General features: G+C 68.4%; 16 protein-coding genes. 9 read left to right on the top strand and 7 right to left on the bottom strand.

From position 1 onward, the window contains the following. Positions 1–52: 52 nt before the first annotated feature. The gene (lexA, locus tag BLV94_RS10565; RefSeq protein ID WP_072942388.1) at positions 53–784 is read right to left on the bottom strand and encodes a transcriptional repressor LexA; all 732 of its coding nucleotides are present in this window, start codon (positions 782–784) and stop codon (positions 53–55) included. Positions 785–1128: 344 nt separating this feature from the next. On the opposite strand from lexA, the gene BLV94_RS10560 reads away from it, so the two are divergent. Next, on the top strand, positions 1129–1626 hold the full coding sequence (locus tag BLV94_RS10560) for a LysM peptidoglycan-binding domain-containing protein (RefSeq protein WP_072942386.1): 498 nt from the start codon (positions 1129–1131) through the stop codon (positions 1624–1626). A 180-nt stretch (positions 1627–1806) separates the two neighbouring features. Next, complete coding sequence (nrdR, locus tag BLV94_RS10555) at positions 1807–2271, top strand: transcriptional regulator NrdR (protein WP_015890458.1); 465 nt, start codon at positions 1807–1809, stop codon at positions 2269–2271. A 38-nt stretch (positions 2272–2309) separates the two neighbouring features. Here the strand turns inward: nrdR and hrpA are convergent, their stop codons facing one another. After that, positions 2310–6197, bottom strand: coding sequence for an ATP-dependent RNA helicase HrpA (gene hrpA / locus BLV94_RS10550; protein WP_072942384.1), 3888 nt, complete (start codon positions 6195–6197; stop codon positions 2310–2312). Between the two features lie 70 nt (positions 6198–6267). Between hrpA and BLV94_RS10545 the strand changes: the two genes are divergently transcribed. Together BLV94_RS10545 and BLV94_RS10540 are read left to right on the top strand one after the other, a co-directional pair. Beyond that, positions 6268–6912, top strand: a complete 645-nt coding sequence (locus BLV94_RS10545) for a Pr6Pr family membrane protein (protein ID WP_072942382.1) — start codon at positions 6268–6270, stop codon at positions 6910–6912. Between the two features lie 97 nt (positions 6913–7009). After that, positions 7010–8089, top strand: a complete 1080-nt coding sequence (locus BLV94_RS10540; RefSeq protein ID WP_072942461.1) for an alpha/beta fold hydrolase — start codon at positions 7010–7012, stop codon at positions 8087–8089. On the opposite strand, the gene BLV94_RS10535 is transcribed toward BLV94_RS10540, so the two are convergent. Continuing rightward, positions 8051–8434, bottom strand: coding sequence for a VOC family protein (locus BLV94_RS10535; protein WP_072942381.1), 384 nt, complete (start codon positions 8432–8434; stop codon positions 8051–8053). The two genes, BLV94_RS10540 and BLV94_RS10535, sit on opposite strands and share 39 nt — an antisense overlap. Before the next feature lie 143 nt (positions 8435–8577). On the opposite strand from BLV94_RS10535, the gene BLV94_RS10530 reads away from it, so the two are divergent. Together BLV94_RS10530 and BLV94_RS10525 are read left to right on the top strand one after the other, a co-directional pair. Next, positions 8578–9942, top strand: coding sequence for an MFS transporter (locus BLV94_RS10530; protein ID WP_072942379.1), 1365 nt, complete (start codon positions 8578–8580; stop codon positions 9940–9942). 62 nt (positions 9943–10004) lie between these two features. After that, positions 10005–11237, top strand: coding sequence for an aminotransferase family protein (locus tag BLV94_RS10525; protein ID WP_072942378.1), 1233 nt, complete (start codon positions 10005–10007; stop codon positions 11235–11237). Here the strand turns inward: BLV94_RS10525 and BLV94_RS10520 are convergent. Beyond that, positions 11201–11503, bottom strand: coding sequence for a hypothetical protein (locus BLV94_RS10520; protein ID WP_072942376.1), 303 nt, complete (start codon positions 11501–11503; stop codon positions 11201–11203). The genes BLV94_RS10525 and BLV94_RS10520 overlap by 37 nt on opposite strands. An 18-nt stretch (positions 11504–11521) precedes the next feature. Here BLV94_RS10520 and BLV94_RS10515 point away from each other — a divergent pair, with 18 nt between their 5' ends. Next, on the top strand, positions 11522–12238 hold the full coding sequence (locus BLV94_RS10515) for a C40 family peptidase (RefSeq protein WP_072942374.1): 717 nt from the start codon (positions 11522–11524) through the stop codon (positions 12236–12238). Here BLV94_RS10515 and BLV94_RS10510 read toward each other — a convergent pair. Beyond that, positions 12224–12904: a PhzF family phenazine biosynthesis protein gene (locus tag BLV94_RS10510; protein ID WP_072942372.1), complete on the bottom strand. Its 681-nt coding sequence runs from the start codon at positions 12902–12904 to the stop codon at positions 12224–12226. The two genes, BLV94_RS10515 and BLV94_RS10510, sit on opposite strands and share 15 nt — an antisense overlap. Before the next feature lie 88 nt (positions 12905–12992). Between BLV94_RS10510 and BLV94_RS10505 the strand changes: the two genes are divergently transcribed. After that, positions 12993–13916 (top strand): hydrogen peroxide-inducible genes activator, encoded by a 924-nt coding sequence (locus tag BLV94_RS10505; RefSeq protein ID WP_072942370.1) that lies wholly within the window; start codon positions 12993–12995, stop codon positions 13914–13916. Between the two features lie 13 nt (positions 13917–13929). Here the strand turns inward: BLV94_RS10505 and BLV94_RS10500 are convergent, their stop codons facing one another. Beyond that, a complete protein-coding gene (locus tag BLV94_RS10500; protein ID WP_072942368.1) occupies positions 13930–14694 on the bottom strand; it encodes a LysR family substrate-binding domain-containing protein in 765 nt (254 codons plus the stop codon). Positions 14695–14752: 58 nt separating this feature from the next. On the opposite strand from BLV94_RS10500, the gene BLV94_RS10495 reads away from it, so the two are divergent. Then, positions 14753–15157, top strand: a complete 405-nt coding sequence (locus BLV94_RS10495; protein WP_072942367.1) for a DUF5997 family protein — start codon at positions 14753–14755, stop codon at positions 15155–15157. 3 nt (positions 15158–15160) lie between these two features. On the opposite strand, the gene BLV94_RS10490 is transcribed toward BLV94_RS10495, so the two are convergent. Then, positions 15161–17665 carry a DEAD/DEAH box helicase gene (locus tag BLV94_RS10490; RefSeq protein ID WP_072942366.1) on the bottom strand — a complete coding sequence of 835 codons (2505 nt, stop codon included), beginning with the start codon at positions 17663–17665 and terminating at the stop codon, positions 15161–15163. Between the last annotated feature and the right edge of the window lie 31 nt (positions 17666–17696).

The raw sequence follows: 17696 nt of genomic DNA, 5'->3' as shown, positions 1-17696 counted from the left end.
GGCTCCACGGCGATCGCCGTGGGGCCCCACTCGTGTCTGCCGCCGGCAGTGACTAGATCTTGCGCATGACGGTGACGACCTTGCCCAGAATGGCCGCATCGTTGCCGGGGATCGGATCGAACAGCGGGTTGTGCGGCATCAGCCACACCTCGTTGTCGGTGCGCTTGAACGTCTTGACGGTGGCTTCGCCGTCGATCATCGCTGCCACGATGTCCCCGTTGTCCGCCACGTTCTGCTGCCGGACCACCACCCAGTCGCCGTCGCAGATCGCGGCGTCGATCATCGATTCGCCGACGACCTTGAGCAGGAACAGCGAACCCTGGCCCACGAGTTCACGGGGGAGCGGGAAGACGTCTTCGACGGCTTCCTCGGCGAGAATCGGGCCACCGGCGGCGATCCGGCCGAGGACCGGGACGAACGTGGGCTCCGGCAGGGGTGTGCCGTCGGTACCGGACTTGACCGCTGCCAACTCGACAGTGGTCCCGGCGTTCGCGGCGACGCCCGCCGCGACCTCGTCGAGACCGCGCACGTCGACGGCGCGCGGACGGTTCGGATCCCGGCGGAGGAAACCCTTCCGCTCCAGCGTCCGCAGCTGATGGGCGACGGACGACGTGGAGGTGAGCCCCACGGCGTCGCCGATCTCGCGGATGCTCGGCGGGTAACCGCGCTCGTTGACGGACGTGCGGATCACCTCGAGGACGCGGCGCTGCCGGTCGGTCAACCCGGCGGCGGAGCCACCGCTCACACGTGGAGTCGAACCGTCGGTCGAGCTGTCGTCCTTCATGGCGAGGTGCCTCCGTCTGTGTGTCGATCTTCTCGGTATGGGTCGCATGTGACTGCTGTGCCGCGTGACACGAATCTATCCCGCTTTCCCCAGAGTTTCAAACATCTGTTCGACATGTGTCGCGAGAAGTAGAGACTTTGTCGGAGGGTCGTGGTAGAAATCGAACATGTGTTCTTTCGAACGCGTGATCGAACACCGGTCCGGATCCGGTACCCACCGGTTCGGCAGCGGGTACGGCAACGGTTCTCGACCTCAGTTTTCGACAGCAGTTCTCGACATCAAGAGTCCGGCATCAAGAGCCCGGCATCAATAGTCCGACACGGATACGAGCAGCGGAGGTACCGATGAGCAACGCAGTTCTCCATCGGCAGGCAGTGCTGAACCGGCAGGCACTCGAGCGGGGTGTCGTCCGTTCCGGCGCCGCACGGTCGTACCGCACCGAACCGCGTCGCCGGCGCACCGACGGGGAGTTGCGACGTCCGTCGTCCGGCGCCGTCGCGTACCGGCCCACCCACATCGGCGTCTCCCGCGCCGACCACGAACGCGGGGCGAACGACGTCGGCTGGCGGACGGTGCTCGCTGGTGTCGTGATCACCGCCGGTGTGTTGTGCGGGCTCGCCGGGGTGGCGCAGCTGGCCACCGGCGGCAGTGTGAGCAATTCGGCGGCCACGGAGGTCGTGCAGGTGCAGCAGGGCGAGAGCCTGGCCGCGGTCGCTGCGCGGATCGCGCCGGAAATGCCGGCAGCACAGGTGGTCGAGCGGATCATGGAGCTCAATGCCATGTCCAATTCGGCGTTGCATCCGGGCCAGAGTCTGATCGTCCCGTCCTCCGCGACCCGGTGACGGGGGTGGCTCTGCATGACTGTCCCGCCGGGCGGCCGAGTAGTCTCGGAGGCTGTCAGTCCCACCACCGCGTGTGGTCGCGTCGAGATCGTGCATCCGCTGCGTGAATCCGTTTTCGTCGGTTCGCCATCGGGGGAGGCGAACAGTTGCGGCCACGACGGCTACGACGAAGGAATCGCCATGCACTGCCCGTTCTGCCGGCACCCCGATTCACGTGTGGTCGATTCGCGCGAAGCCGACGAGGGACAGGCCATCCGCCGCCGCCGTTCGTGCCCGGAGTGTGGTCGACGGTTCACCACCGTCGAGACCGCCGTCCTGTCGGTGGTCAAGCGCAGTGGGGTCACCGAACCGTTCAGCAGGGAGAAGGTGGTGCGGGGTGTCCGCCGTGCCTGCCAGGGCCGGCAGGTCGACAACGACGCACTGAATCTCCTTGCCCAGCAGGTCGAGGACGCGGTCCGCGCATCGGGTTCCGCGGAGATCCCGAGCAACGAGGTGGGCCTCGCCATCCTCGGTCCCCTTCGTGACCTCGACGAGGTTGCGTACCTGCGGTTCGCGTCCGTGTACCGGTCGTTCAGCTCAGCAGAGGACTTCGCGCGCGAAATCAAAGAGCTACGCGAACACCGCGAATCCCGCGACGACGCCTGAGCCTGCGCGTCCGCGCATTTCTTGCATTGCCCTGCGCGTCAGCGCACCTTCTGCATGGCGCTCAGTACCCGCTTCTCGGAGACCGGGACCGGGGTTCCGAGTGTTTGAGCGAACAGGCTGACGCGCAGTTCCTCGATCATCCAGTGAATCGCGTCGACCTCGGGTGAGTGCTGCCGTTCTTCCGGCAGGCCGGCGAGCATCCGTTCGTATCCGGCGTACACCCGGTCGAGGGCATCCATCCCCTTCTGGTCGCGCGGTGCGCTCCCGGGCAGGGCTTCCAGTCGTGCGACCGCGGCAGCGAGGTAACGGGGCAGTTCGCGGAGACGGGTGGCGCCGATGTCGGCGACGAATCCGGGAAACAGCAGCGACTGCCGTTGTTCCCGCACGTCGTCGGCGGCCTCGCCGGTGGCGCGTTCCAGCACGACGGCGAGCCGGTGGTCCGCTTCGAGCACCGGCGACACGAGTCGCACGAGTACCGCCACGTTCCGGGCCATCTCCGCGCGTGCCTTCGCGACGAGGGCGTCGAATTCCTGCGGCGTGCGCACCGGGGTGCCGTGTGCGGCGATCAACTGATTCGCGGCGGCGGTGCGGCAGTCGTCGATCAGGGCGTCGAGGCTGCCGTCGGGGTTCTGCCCGAGCGCCAGCCGCTGCGCGTTGCCCAGACCGGATGTCACCGTCTTCGCCTGGGTGGGAACGGCGGCCAGCAGCAGTCGTCGCGTTCCGTCGCGCATCGCGGCTCGCTGGGCGGCGGCGGTGCTGAGGACGCGGACGGCGACACCGTCACCCTCCGGGACCAGCGCGGGGTAGCCGGTGACCTTCTGACCGCCGAGTTCGCGCGTGACGGTGGCCTCGAGGGAACCGAGGGTCGCGGGGGTCCACGTGAGTGCGGGGGGCCGCTCCGAGTTCGACGCCGCCTTCGCCACTTCCACCTGGACACGGGGTGCGAGCGACTTGCGCAGCGACACGAGGTCCTTGTTCCGCCCGAGGACGGCACCTTTCTCGTCCACGGCGACGAACGTCATGCGCAGGTGGTCGGGGAGGGCGGTGACGTCGAAATCCTTGGGGTCGATGCGGCAGGCACCGAGCCGCGACAGTTCTCGTGCCATCGCCGTGGTGAGCGGTTCGGAGCGCGGTTTCACCGCGGCCAGTGCGGCGGCAGCGAAGTCGGGTGCCGGAACCACCTGTCGGCGAAGGGTCTTCGGGAGAGTCTTGATCAGTGCGGTGACCAGTTCGACACGCATGCCGGGGACCAGCCAGTCGAAGCCGACGGCGCGCAGTCCCGCGAGCAGGGCGATCGGGATGCGGGCGGTGACGCCGTCGTCTTCGTTGCCGGGTTCGAACTGGTAGGTGAGCGGGACCTGCATGTCGCCCTGACGCCAGGCGTCGGGGTATTCGCCGCCGAGTACCGCGGCCGAATCGGCGTTGACGACCGTCGACTGGGTGAACGTGAGCAGGTCCGGATTCTTGCGGCGGGCGACTTTCCACCAGGAGTCGAAATGCCGGGCGGAGACCGCCTCCGGGCCGACGCGCTGGTCGTAGAAGTCGTAGAGCGTGTCGTCGTCGACGAGGATGTCGCGCCTGCGGGCGCGGTGCTCGAGTTCCTCGACGTCTTCCAGGAGTGCGCGGTTGGCGTGGAAGAACTTGTGCTGGGTCTGCCATTCGCCCTGCACCAGGGCATGGCGGATGAACAGGTCCCGGGACGTCTCGGGGTCGATGGTGCTGTAGGTGACCGCACGGCCGGCGACGAGGGGGATCCCGTACAGCGTCACGCGTTCGTAGGCCATGGCGGCGCCGCGTTTCGACGACCAGTGCGGTTCGGAGTAGGTGCGTTTCACGAGGTGCGGCGCCAGCTTCTCGGCCCATTCGGGTTCGATCCTGGCCGACATCCGCGCCCACAGCCGGGACGTCTCGACCAGTTCGGCGGCCATCACCCATCGCGGTGGCTTCTTGAACAGGCTCGAGCCGGGGAAGACCGCGAATCGGCTTCCGCGTGCCCCGAGGAAGTCCCGTTTGTCACCCTCGCGCAGCCCGATGTGTGACAGCAGACCGGCGAGGAGCGACTGGTGGATGGCCGCCTCGCCTGCCGGGGTGCCGGTGGTCTCCCAGCCGAGTCCCCGGGTGATCTGGCGGAGTTGACCGTGCAGGTCCTGCCATTCGCGGATGCGCAGCCAGTGCAGGAACTCGTTTCGGCACATCTTGCGGAACTGGTTGGACGACAACTCGTTCCGCTGCTCGCGCAGGTACTTCCACAGTTCGAGGAAGGCGAGGAAGTCGGAATTCTCCACGGCGAACCGGGCGTGCTTCTCGTCGGCCGCCTGCTGGAACTCGGCGGGACGTTCGCGCACGTCCTGGATGGAGAGTGCTGCGACGATGACGAGCACCTCGGACAGGCAGCCGTTGCGGTGCGCCTCGACGAGCATCCGGGCCATGCGCGGATCGACGGGGATCTGCGCGAGTTCCCGTCCGACCGGGGTGAGGACGGGCTGCTCGTTCTGGGCTTTCCGTTCGATCGCGCCGAGTTCCTCGAGCAGGCCGATGCCGTCGCGGACGGCCCGCGGGTCCGGCGGCTGCACGAACGGGAACGCGGCGACGTCGCCGAGTCCGAGCGCCGTCATCTGCAGGATGACGGACGCGAGGTTGGTGCGCAGGATCTCCGGCTCGGTGAACGCGGGCCTCGACTCGAAGTCCTCCTCGGAGTAGAGGCGGATGCAGATGCCTTCGGCGACACGGCCGCAACGACCGGAACGCTGGCGGGCGGAGGCCTGCGAGATAGGTTCGATCGGCAGGCGTTGCACCTTGGTGCGCACCGAGTAGCGGGAGATGCGGGCGGTGCCCGGGTCGACGACGTACCGGATACCGGGCACGGTGAGCGACGTTTCGGCGACGTTCGTCGACAGCACGACCCGCCGCCCGGTGTGGGGGGTGAACACCTTGTGCTGCTCCGCTGCCGACAGTCGCGCGTACAGAGGCACGATCTCGGTGCCGCGCAGTCTGCGGTCGCGGAGGGCGTCGGCGGTGTCGCGGATCTCCCGTTCGCCGGAGAGGAAGACGAGGATGTCGCCGTCGCCCTCGCCGGAGAGCTCTTCGACGGCCTCGCACACCGCGTCGACGGGGTCGCGGTCGAATGTCTGCTCGCCGACTTCCACCGTGAGCGGGCGGTACCGCATCTCGACGGGGAACGTGCGCCCGGACACCTCGACGATCGGCGCGGGCACGCCGTCGGCGGCGAAGTGTTCCGCGAAGCGTTCCGGGTCGATCGTCGCCGAGGTGATGATCACTTTCAGATCGGGCCTGCGGGGGAGGAGCTGGCGCAGGTATCCGAGGATGAAGTCGATGTTGAGGCTGCGTTCGTGCGCCTCGTCGATGATGAGGGTGTCGTACCGGCGAAGCATCCGGTCGCGCTGGATCTCGGCGAGCAGGATTCCGTCGGTCATCAGCTTCACCAGCGTGCCGTCCGACACCTGGTCGGTGAATCGCACGGTGTAGCCGACGGTCTCACCGAGTTCGCTGTGGAGTTCCTCGGCGATGCGCTCGGCGACCGTCCGCGCCGCCAGACGGCGGGGCTGGGTGTGTCCGATGAGACCGCGGACGCCGCGGCCGAGTTCGAGGCAGATCTTCGGGATCTGCGTCGTCTTGCCGGATCCCGTCTCACCGGCCACGATGACGACCTGATTCTCGGCGATCGCCTTCGCGATGTCGTCGCGGCGCCGGCTCACCGGCAGTGCGTCGGGGTACTCGATGGCGGGGACGCTGTCGAGTCTTCGGGTGACGCGGCCGCGCGCGGCGTCGATCTCGTCGGACAGGGAGGCGAGGGCGTCGGGCGTGCGGGCACGGTCGAGTCGCCGGCGGAGCCGGTGTTCGTCGCGCAGAGTGAGTTCGCCGAGGCTGTTCTTCAGTTCCTGCCGGCTGGGTGCTGTGGTGGACATGCTGGACCCCAGCCTAGCCAACCCGGTGGATCGCCCTGTGCCGCGCCCGCCCGTGTGCGAATATCGGCGGATGGACGCCGCCGTCGTCACGGAGCTGCGAGGTCAGGGGATCGTTCGGGTTCTGCGGGCGGGGTTCGCCGCCTACGGGCTGGTCGCGTTGCTGTGGATTCCGCTCCGCAACGTCGGCAGCGACGACTTCTCGACGGCCGACTACCTCAGCTATTTCACCATCGAGAGCAACATCCTCGCTGTCGTCGTCCTGCTGATCGGCGCGATCCGGGATCCGCAGTCGCGGCGCTGGCAGCTGTTCCGCGGTGCGACGACGCTGTACATGGTCATCACCGGAATCGTGTATGCGGTGCTGCTGGCGAACATCGACGTCATGCTGCAGGACGGCTGGATCAACACGGCCCTGCACCGGCTGCTGCCGCTCGTCCTGCTGCTCGACTGGGTGCTCGCCCCGTCCCGGGTGCGGATCTCCGACGCCCAGAGCCTCGGCTGGCTGATCTTCCCGGCCGTGTACGGCGCGTACTCCCTGATCCGCGGCCCGATCGTCGACTGGTACCCGTATCCGTTCCTGGACCCCCGGAACCAGGGGTACGTCCAGCTGGCCGTCACCGCGGTCGTGTTGCTGCTGGCCATGGCGTTGATGGCGCTCGCCGTGAACGCGGTGGGCCGTCTCGGTGCGCGCCGCCGGTACGGCGAGGACCGGTAGCGGCGAAGCCTCGCGCAGCCGATTCGCGGGCCGCGCTATCCTCCACACGACAGGCGTCCACGCGATCATCCGTGACTTCGGCAACGGCTGGGAGACTATGTTCGACGAGTTCGCAGGGGAGACCTTCGACCTGCTCACCCGCGACCGCGGCAGTGTCGTCGCCGCCGACGACGGGGTCCCCCTCGCGGTGCGCGAGGTGGGTCCAGCGTTCGCCCCGCTGACCGTGGTGTTCGTCCATGGGTTCTGCAACCGGATGACCGGCTGGCACTTCCAGCGGGTTCAGCTCGAGGAGACGTGGGGCTCGACGATCCGCATGGTGTTCTTCGATCTGCGCGGCCACGGCAACTCCGGGGTGCCGCGGCGGGACACGTGCACGATCCCGCATCTCGCGCAGGACGTCGACGCCGTGATCCGGGCGCTGGTGCCGGAGGGGCCGATCGTGCTGGTCGGCCACTCGATGGGCGGCATGGCCGTCCTCTCGTACGTCGGCCGGAATCCCGATCTGATCGGATCTCGCATCGTCGGGGTGGGGCTGATCGCCACCGCGGCGGAGAAGCTGGGTGACGTGGGGCTCGCGCGCACCCTCAACACGCCCGTCGTCGCCGGTTTCAGCACCGCGGCCCGTCACCTGCCCCGGGTGGTCCAGAGCGGTCGCGGCGCGAGCAAGCGGGTGCTGGCGCCGATCCTGAGGTCGGCGTCGTTCGGTGACCGCAGCATCAGCCCGGCGATCATGTGGCACTCCGAGCAGATGATCAACGACACCTCGCTCAAGACGCTCGTCGACTTCCTGCCGTCGTTCAAGAACCACGACGAGACGGCGGCGGTGCCGTTGCTGGCACCGATCGAGACGCTCGTCGTGTGCGGCGACCGCGACCTGCTGACCCCGTTCCGGTATTCGAAGGCCATCGCCGGGCATCTGCCGGACGCGGAACTGGTGAAGGTGCCCGGTGCGGGACACATGGTGCAGCTGGAGCGGGCGCAGCTGGTCACGGACGCGATCGATCGTCTCCTGATCCGTTCCGTCGAAACCCTGCCCACACCGAGTGCCTGGAGCGAGTGGGTGCGGGTGGCCACGGACTACGTGGACCACGTGCGGCACTGGCTCGCCCACGGCGGGCCTGCCGCCTGGTGGCGGGGGCTACGCGGTCGTCCCGTCGTCGGCCCCACGTTCCGGTAACACGCAGAATTCGTTGCCCTCCGGGTCGGCGAGGACCACCCAGGGAACGTTCGGGTCGTCGCTCAGGCGGTGGGCGCCGAGGGAGAGCAGCCGCCGCACCTCGTCGTCGCGGGATCCGGACGACGGTGCGATGTCGAGGTGCAGGCGGTTCTTCCCGGACTTCCGGTCGTCGACGGGCTGGAAGAGCAGTGACGTCGACCCCGGTGCGCTCGCTTCGACGTACTCGCGGCCGTATGCGTCCATCCACCGGCGGGTCGACGGGTAGCCCAGGGCCTCGCACCAGAATCGTGCCAGTGATTCCGAGTCCCGGCAGTCGACGGTAATGGCGATGATTCGGCTGGTCATGGGTTGCGGTTACCCGCGCATCGGCGACTGAACACCGTCCCGGGCGGGTACTCGGTGTCCGTGTAAACAGCAAAGCGACGACAACACGTGTCACTCGGGACACAATGAGGGCACGCGAACACCGGCCTCAGGAGGCGGGATCTATGGCATCTGCGGATGCGTCAGCCGAGCAGGAAACGCTCCCACCAGGTGTTCTCCGACGCGCGATCGCGGCGTCGGCGATGGGAAACGCCACCGAATGGTTCGACTACGGTGTGTACGCGTTCACGGTGTCGTACATCTCGGCCGCGTTCTTCCCCGGCGACACCGGTTCGGCCACCCTCTACGCGCTGCTCGTGTTCGCGGTGTCGTTCGTCGTGCGACCGCTCGGCGGTCTCGTGTGGGGTCCGCTGGGTGACCGGCTCGGCCGTCGCCAGGTCCTCGCTCTGACGATCATCCTGATGGCGGGTGCGACGTTCTGCGTCGGCCTCGTGCCGAGCTACGACGTCATCGGTTTCTGGGCGCCGCTGCTGCTGGTGCTGCTGCGCATGATCCAGGGCTTCTCGACCGGCGGCGAATACGGCGGCGCGGCAACGTTCATGGCCGAGTACTCGCCGGACCGCAAGCGCGGCTTCTGCGGAAGTTTCCTCGAGTTCGGCACCCTCGGCGGGTACGCGCTCGGCGCGATCGTGGTTCTGGCGGTGGAGTTGTTCTCCAGCGATCCGTTCATGTCCACCTGGGGCTGGCGTATCCCGTTCCTGATCGCCGGGCCGATGGGCCTGATCGGCCTCTACCTGCGGACCAAGCTCGAGGAGACACCCGTCTTCCGGGAACTGGACGCGGAAGGCGCGGTGGAGTCGGGGACGACCCACGAGTTCAAGGACCTGATCACCGAGTACTGGAAGCCGTTGCTGCTGCTCGGCGGACTCGTCATCGCGTTGAACGTCACCAACTACACCCTGCTGAGCTACATGCCGACCTATCTGGAAACGCAGATCGGCCTGTCGTCCACCGCATCGCTGACGTTGTTCATCGTGGGGCAACTCGTGATGATGGCCGTCATTCCGTTCGCGGGCGGGTTGTCGGACCGGGTGGGCCGAAAACCGTTATGGTACGGCTCACTCGTGGGATTGATCGTGTTCGCCGTCCCGATGTATCTGCTGATGCGTCAGGGTTTCGGATGGGCGATCCTGGCGTTCGCGGTTCTCGGGTTGCTGTACGTGCTGCAGCTGTCCACGATCTCGGCGACCTTCCCGGCGATGTTCCCGACACACGTGCGGTTTGCGGGTTTCGCCATCGCGTACAACGTGTCGACGTCGTTGTTCGGTGGCACTGCCCCGGCGGTCAACGAACTGCTCATCGAATGGACGGGCAACTCGCTGATGCCGGCGTTCTACATGATGGCCGCGTGCGGGATCGGTCTCGTCGCGCTGTACTTCGTGGCCGAGACGGCCGGCGCGTCCATCCGCGGTCGTGGGATACCGGGTGTCGACACGGAAGCGCACCCCACCGCACTCGTGCAGAAGTGACGCGGCCGGATCCGAGCCGGGGCGCCGTGGCATAGTCGCCTGGGGTGGGGTTTCACGAAGGGATGAGCATGGCGTCGGCACTGTGGCACGGATTCGCGGATATGGGCGCGGTGGAACAGAAGGGCGCCTTCGTGGTGTCTCGCGGCGAGGGCGCGTACATCTGGGACAACCGTGGCAACCGCTACCTCGATGCGACTGCGGGTCTGTGGTTCACCAACGTCGGGCACGGGCGTGCGGAGATCGCGGACGCCGTCGCGGAGCAGTTGCGGACGATGGCGCACTTCTCGAACTTCGGTGACTTCGTTCCCGAGACCACCGCGACCCTGGCCGATCGGCTCGCCACCATCGCGCCGGTGCCGGGCAGCAAGATCTTCCTCACCTCGGGTGGCTCGGATTCGGTGGACACGGCGGCCAAACTCGCCCGCCGCTACTGGCACGAAATGGGCAAGCCGGCCAAGACGATCGTGGTCGGCCGTCAGAAGGCCTACCACGGGATGCACGTCGCGGGCACTGCGCTGGCGGGTATTCCCGTCAACCGCGAGGGCTACGGCGAGCTGATGGCCGACGCCGCGACAGTCGCCTGGAACGACGCCAAGAGCCTGCTCGAGCTGATCGAGAAGGTGGGTGCCGACACGATCGCCGCGTTCTTCTGCGAACCCGTCATCGGCGCGGGCGGCGTGTACCTGCCGCCGGAGGGGTACCTCGCGGAGGTCCGCGACATCTGCCGCGAGCACGACATCCTGTTCGTGGTCGACGAAGTGGTGACGGGATTCGGCCGAATCGGCGGCGAGTGGTTCGCGTCGACGCGATTCGATCTGCAGCCCGACATGATGACGACGGCGAAGGGTCTCACGTCCGGGTACGTCCCGATGGGTGCGGTGTTCATCGCCCCGCGGGTGGCCGAGCCGTTCTTCGCCGGCGGGGTGTGGTGGCGGCACGGCTACACCTACGGTGGGCACGCGGGTGCCGCCGCGGCCGCACTCGCCAACCTCGACATCATCGAGCGCGAAAACCTGCTGGCGGAGTCGAAGCGGCTCGAGTCCTCGTTGCACGAGCACCTCGCGCCCCTCGCCGACCACCCGCGGGTCGAAGAAGTGCGCAGCGGTCTCGGTGCGGTCGCGGCCGTGCAGTTGGCCGATCCTGCGGAGGCACTCCCGTTCGTGAACACGTTGCGTGAGTTCGGCATCTCGGGCCGCGCCGCCGGTCAGGGCGCCATGCAGATCTCGCCGTCGTTCGTGATGACGGACGATCAGGTCGCTCAGCTCGCGGACGGGTTCCGCCGGGCGCTGGGCTGATCTTGGCCGGCGCCCCGCCTGCGGATGCGGTGCAGGGCGCCGGTGACCCGGTCCCGCCACGTCGGCGACGCCAGCGCGATCTCCTGCTGCCCGTCGTGCGCGGCGTACGCGCGGGTGTAGCGCTCGTGCAGACGGGCCCGCACCTCGTCGGGCGTGTACGCCTTGCGGTGCCGATCCGCGCGGACCGCGACGACCCCGGTCGCGGCGACACCCACCACACCGGCGAGTCCGAGAAGTTTCCACCATTGCCTGCCATGCAGTCGCATCCTTCTAGGCTAGGGCCCATGGACGCGCCACGGCACACGGACGCACGACGACACCGTTCCACCATCGACCTCGACACCGCGGTCGAGGTCACCCGCACCGGCGACATCTGGATCTTCCGCGGAGAGTCCCCGGCCGACAGGGCCATCCAGACGCTGACGAACAGTCCGGTCAACCACGTCGGCATGTCGGTGGTGCTCGAGGACCTTCCGCCGCTGATGTGGCACGCCGAGCTCGGGCATTCGTTGCAGGACATGTGGACGGGCCGCTTCCAGCGTGGTGTGCAACTCCACGACCTGCGCGCCGCGGTCCAGGTGTGGGGTGCGCGGTACGGGCAGCGGGGATGGCTGCGTCAGCTCGCCGAACCCGCGACGCCGCAGCAGGAGGACGCGTTGATGCGGGCGATCGCGCGGCTCGACGGAACGCCGTTCCCGTCCACCGCGAAACTCGCGTCGCGGTGGTTCGGCGGGCGCCTGCCCGGGTCGCGCCGTCGCCGGGAGCAGTCGGCGAGCCTCGAAAGCGCCTATTGCGCCGAGGTGGTCGCGCAGACGTACGAGGAGATGGGTCTGATCAGCGGTCGCAGGCGCACCAACTGGTACGACCCCGGCAAGTTCTGGAGCGGCGACCGGCTTCCGCTCGCTCCCGGTGTGACGCTGGGCCGGGAGATCGAGGTCAGCCTGAGCGAGGCCGACCTCGCCGCGGGGCGGGGAAGGCGGCCGACGTCAGAGGGTGCGTGACTTCTCGGGGTGTACCCGTCCGCCGACCTCGATCCAGCCGGCGGGGTCGTACGTTGTGCGCAGTTCGGACCCTTTGCCCTGGGTGATCAGGAGGGCGTGCCGCAGGTGCGCGGTGATCCGGACGGCGGCGGCTCCGGTGGCCTCGTCCTCGGTGATGCCCATGTCGGGGGCGAACATTCGCGACCGGATCGAATGCTCGACCTTGTCGGTCCACGCCCACAGGTAGTGGTGCCCGGCCCCGAACTTCTTCGGGTCGGCGGCCTGGACCTCGCGGACGCTGTCCATGGGGTACAGCGAGAACTCCGGCGCCCACTCGGGCCGGGCCCGCACCCAGGTGATCGCGCCGGAACGCCGGGTGGTGACGGGGCCCGCAGGGACGTCGAGTGTGGTGACCGCGGCACCGCGCTCGTGCAACCACCAGGACAGTCCGACGGTGGGATGTCCGGCGAAGGGCAGTTCGGTGGTGGGGGTGAAGATCTGGGCGCGCGCGTGCTCGTCGTCGGGCCCGGGGATGTCGACGAAGATCGTCTCGCTGTATCCGAGTGTGCGAGCGACGGACTGCCGGTCCTCGGGCGGGACGGCCGAGGAGTCGACGATGCCGAGCGGATTGCCGTGGCGTCCTTTGTCGTCGGTGAACACCCGGACGACGTCTACGTGGATGGGCATTGACGCACCCTATCGCTCCGGGGGTTCCTGCATTGTGCAGGAACCCGTCCAAAAGGCCGAGGCGATGGAAAGCATTAGGCTGATAGGCATGGCCGATCAGAGTTATCAACCCACACTGTCGCAGCTGCGTGCGTTCGTGGCAGTCGCGGAGTACCGCCATTTCGGCACGGCGGCAGCACGATTGAGTGTGAGCCAACCCACACTGTCGCAGTCGCTGGCCGCCCTGGAGAACGGGCTCGGTGTGCAGCTCATCGAGCGCAGCACCCGGCGCGTCCTCGTCACCGCGGCGGGGGAGCGGCTCCTCGGTCAGGCCAAGGTGATCCTCGAGGCCGCGGACGGTTTCGTCGCGACGGCCGCGGGTGTCGGCGACCGGTTGGCAGGGCCCCTGCGGATCGGGCTCATTCCCACCGTCGCCCCCTACGTGCTGCCGGCGCTGCTGCCGGCGCTGCGCGAGGAGATGCCCGCACTGGAGCCGCAGGTCATCGAGGACCAGACGGCGCGACTTCTCGAGGCGCTGCGTGTGGGTTCACTCGACGTCGCAGTGCTGGCCCTGCCGAGCGGTGTCAGCGGTCTCGTCGACATCCCCTTGTACACAGAAGATTTCGTGATGGTCGTCCCGAAGGGGCACCCGCTGGCCGGTCGCACCGACATCTCGCCGCCGATGCTGGACGAGCTTCCTCTCCTGCTGCTCGACGAGGGGCACTGCCTGCGCGACCAGACCCTCGATCTGTGCCGTTCGGTGGATGCGCATCCGGTGGCGGGCGACACCCGCGCCACGTCGCTGTCGACGGTGGTGCAGTGCGTCGCCGGCGGACTCGGCGTGACCCTGGTGCCGGAATCCGCCGTCCAGGTGGAGACCGGACGGGGTCCGCTCGCGACGGCCCGCTTCGCCGCTCCCGCGCCCGGTCGCACGATCGGCCTCGTGTTCCGGTCGTCCAGTGCCCGCGCGGACGACTACGGGCAACTCGCGCGCCTGTTCACGAAGACGGCGCCGGTGGGCACCCCCGCCTGACGGCCGGGGAGTGTCAGGACCGCCGACGCGGTTTGCCCTTCTTGCCACCTTTGGGCTTGCCGCCCTTGGCTCCGGTGCCGGAGCGCGGCGTCCGCGTCCCCGTGGCCGGTTTCTGTCGTGCGGCCGCCGCGGCGGGACGCTTCTTCCTCGGCTCGGCCGCCGCCGGGGTGCGACCCCGGGAGCTGTTGACGGTGCGACCCCGGACGATGCCGATGAACTCCTCCACCAGTTCGGTGGTCTCGTCCTCGGGCCACGACAACGCGATCCGCGACTCCGGGCCGTCCGACACCGTCCGGTAGACGAGGTCCTTGCGGTGGTGGAGCCGGGCGAGCGACTGCGGGACGACCAGCAGCCCGACCCCCGCGGCGACCAGTTCGATCGCGTCGGCCGTCGTGGCCGGACGGTCCGCGGCAGGCAGTCCCGGCAGCCGGTCCCACACGAGGACGTCGTCGAGGGGGTGCTGGATGAGCTCGTCGGCCAGATCCGCGATCGACACCTCGTCCACCGCCGCCACGACGTGGTCCTTCGGTGCCACGACCACCGGGATCTCGGTGTACAGCGGGATGGCGCTGAGACCGGTCCGGTCGATCGGCAGCCGCACCAGGCCCACGTCCGCACTCCGGCCACGCAACTGATCGGGTGCGTCCGAGGCGGACACGGGGACGAGGGTGAGGGGGACGTCGGGCAGCCGTTCGGCCCAGATCCGTACCCACTTGGTGGGGGTCACGCCCGGGACATACGCGAGCCGGAAGGGAGGGGATGCATCCGCGTCTGTCACTCCGTCAGGCTACCGGGCGTGGTCAACGGCACCGCACACGCTCGTTACTCTTGACACCATGACGTCGCACAAGAGCCCTCAGACTATGAAGCCCGCCACCGCGGCGAAGAAGCTGGGTGTGTACCTCGAGGCCACCCCCGCGGAGTTCCAGGAGGGTGTCGTCTCCCGCGACGAGCTCGGCGCACTGCAGAGCGATCCGCCGGAGTGGCTGCTCGAGCTGCGCCGCAACGGCCCGCACCCGCGTCCGGTGGTCGCGGCGAAGCTGGGGGTGTCCATCGCGGGCCTCGCGCGCGGCGGCATCACCGAGGCGCTCACCACCGAGCAGATCGACGCCCTCATGGCGGATCGCCCCGAATGGCTGCAGCAGGAGCGCGCCACCCAGGCCGAGGTCCGCAAGGAGACCGTCCGCATCAAGGAGAAGAACGCGGCACGGCGTGATCAGCCCCGCCGGCCGCGTTCGTGACCGCTATCCCTCGACGATGCTGAGCTCGTCGAAGATCACTTCACCGGCCGCGTCGGACTCGGGGAGGTCCACGACCGCCGTCAGCGCCCACCCGTGATCACCCTGCGGGTCCTCGAGGACCTGCCGGACCCGCCACAGCTCGGGCGCGGTCTCCACCTGGAACAGCTGGGGGCCGCGCGCCGAGGGTCCGGTGCCGAGCGAGTCGTATTCGTCGAAGTACGGCTGGAGCTGGTCCTCCCACTCCTCGGCGTCGATGCCGTCGTCCAGCCCCTCCAACTCGGCCCACCGCCGCCGCGAGGCGAGGTCGATGCGCCGGAACATGGCATTGCGCACCATCACCCGGAATGCCCGCGTGTTCGCGGAGATCGGGCGCGGCACGTCGGCGCCGAACGCGACCTGCTGGTCGTCGCCCTCGGCGCCGGGGTCGGTGAGTGATTCCCACTCGTCGAGCAGGCTCGAATCGACCTGACGGATCAGCTCACCCAGCCACTCGATGAGGTCGTCGAGTTCCTCCGTCCGGGCCTCGGTCGGAACGGTCTGGCGCAGTGCGCGATACGCGTCCGCGAGATACCGCAGCACGAGGCCTTCCGAACGGGCCAGACCGTAGTGGCTGACCATTTCGGCGAACGTCATGGCCCGCTCGACCATGTCCCGCACGACCGACTTGGGCGACAGCGCGAACTCCGTGATCCACGGATGCCCACCCCGGTACATCTCGAACGCCGGGAACAACAGGTCCGCGAGAGGCTTGGGCCAGGTGACCTCCTCGAGCAACTCCATGCGTTCCTCGTATTCGATCCCGTCGGCCTTCATCTGCGAGACCGCCTCGCCGCGGGCGAAGTGCTGCTGCGCCATGAGCACCTGCCGGGGGTCGTCGAGGGTCGACTCGATCACCGACACCACATCCAGTGCATAGGAATCGGATTCGACGTCGAGGAGTTCGAGGGCCGCCAGCGCGAACGGCGACAGCGGTTGGTTGAGTGCGAAATCCCGCTGGAGTTCCATCGTGAGTCGGGCCATCCGGCCGTCGGCGTCGGGCTCGTCGAGTCGCTGCACCACACCGGCGTCGATCAGCCCCCGGTACAGCGACAGCGCCTTGAGGATGTGCTTGCGCTGCGCCGGCCGCGGCTCGTGGTTGTCTTCGAGGAGGTGCCGCATGGACTCGAAGCAGTTACCCGGCCGTGCGATGACGTTGAGCAGCATGGAGTTCGACACGGAGAACCTCGACACGAGCGGTTCCGGCGATGCGGCGACGAGGCGATCGAACGTGGCCTCGCCCCACGACACGAATCCGTCCGGCGCCTTCTTGCGCTGCACCTTGCGGCGTTTCTTCGGGTCGTCGCCCGCCTTGGCCAGCGCCCGCAGATTCTCGACCTCGTGTTCGGGGGCCTGCACCACCACGGTGCCCAGGGTGTCGTAGCCGGCGCGTCCCGCACGTCCCGCGATCTGGTGGAACTCACGGGCCCGCAGGTGCCGCGTGCGGGTGCCGTCGAACTTGGTCAGCCCGGTCAGCAGCACGGTGCGGATGGGGACGTTGATCCCCACACCGAGCGTGTCGGTGCCGCAGATGACCTTCAGCAGACCGTCCTGCGCCAGTTTCTCGATGAGGCGCCGGTATTTCGGCAGCATGCCCGCGTGGTGGACGCCGATGCCGTGCCGGACCAGACGGGAGAGCGTCTTGCCGAATCCGGTGGTGAACCGGAACCCGCCGAGGGCGTCGGCGATGGCGTCCTTCTCCTCGCGCGAACAGAAGTTGACGCTCGTCAGGGCCTGCGCGCGTTCCAGGGCAGCGGCCTGGGTGAAGTGGACGACGTACACCGGGGCCTGATTCGTGGTCACCAGTTCCTCGATCGTCTCGCTCACGGGTGTCGTCGCGTACGAGAACATCAGCGGAACGGGACGCTCGGTGCCCGCCACGACGGTGGTGGGCCGCCCGGTCCGGCGGGTGAGGTCGGACGAGAAGAAGTCGACCTCCCCGAGGGTGGCCGACATGAGCAGGAACTGGGCGTGGGGGAGTTCGACGAGGGGGACCTGCCACGCCCAGCCGCGGTCGGGTTCGGAGTAGAAGTGGAACTCGTCCATCACGACCTGGCCGATGTCGGAGTCGGGGCCCTCGCGCAGCGCGAGGTTCGCGACGATCTCGGCGGTCGCGCAGATGATCGGTGCCCGCGAGTTGACGGCGGCGTCGCCGGTCATCATGCCGACGTTCTCGGCGCCGAACACCTCGCACAGGGCGAAGAACTTCTCGCTGACAAGGGCTTTGATCGGGGCCGTGTAGAACGTGCGCTTGCCGGTGGCCATGGCGTAGAAGTGGGCGCCGACCGCCACCATCGACTTACCGGATCCGGTGGGCGTCGCCAGGATCACATTGGCCCCGGACACCAGCTCCATGACGGATTCTTCCTGGGCGGGATAGAGCGTCAGTCCTCGTTCTTCGGTCCAGGAGGTGAAGGCGTCGAAAACGGAATCGGAATCCGCGTTCTCGGGGAGCAGGTCGGAGAGAAGCACTGCTACAGGCTAGCCGGACGGCCGTGCGCCG

Origin of the sequence: Rhodococcus koreensis, from assembly GCF_900105905.1 — a bacterium.
Taxonomy (GTDB): Bacteria; Actinomycetota; Actinomycetes; order Mycobacteriales; family Mycobacteriaceae; genus Rhodococcus_F; species Rhodococcus_F koreensis.
The sequence above is the reverse complement of the archived record's forward strand: the minus strand, read 5'-3'. Positions and strand labels throughout refer to the sequence as shown.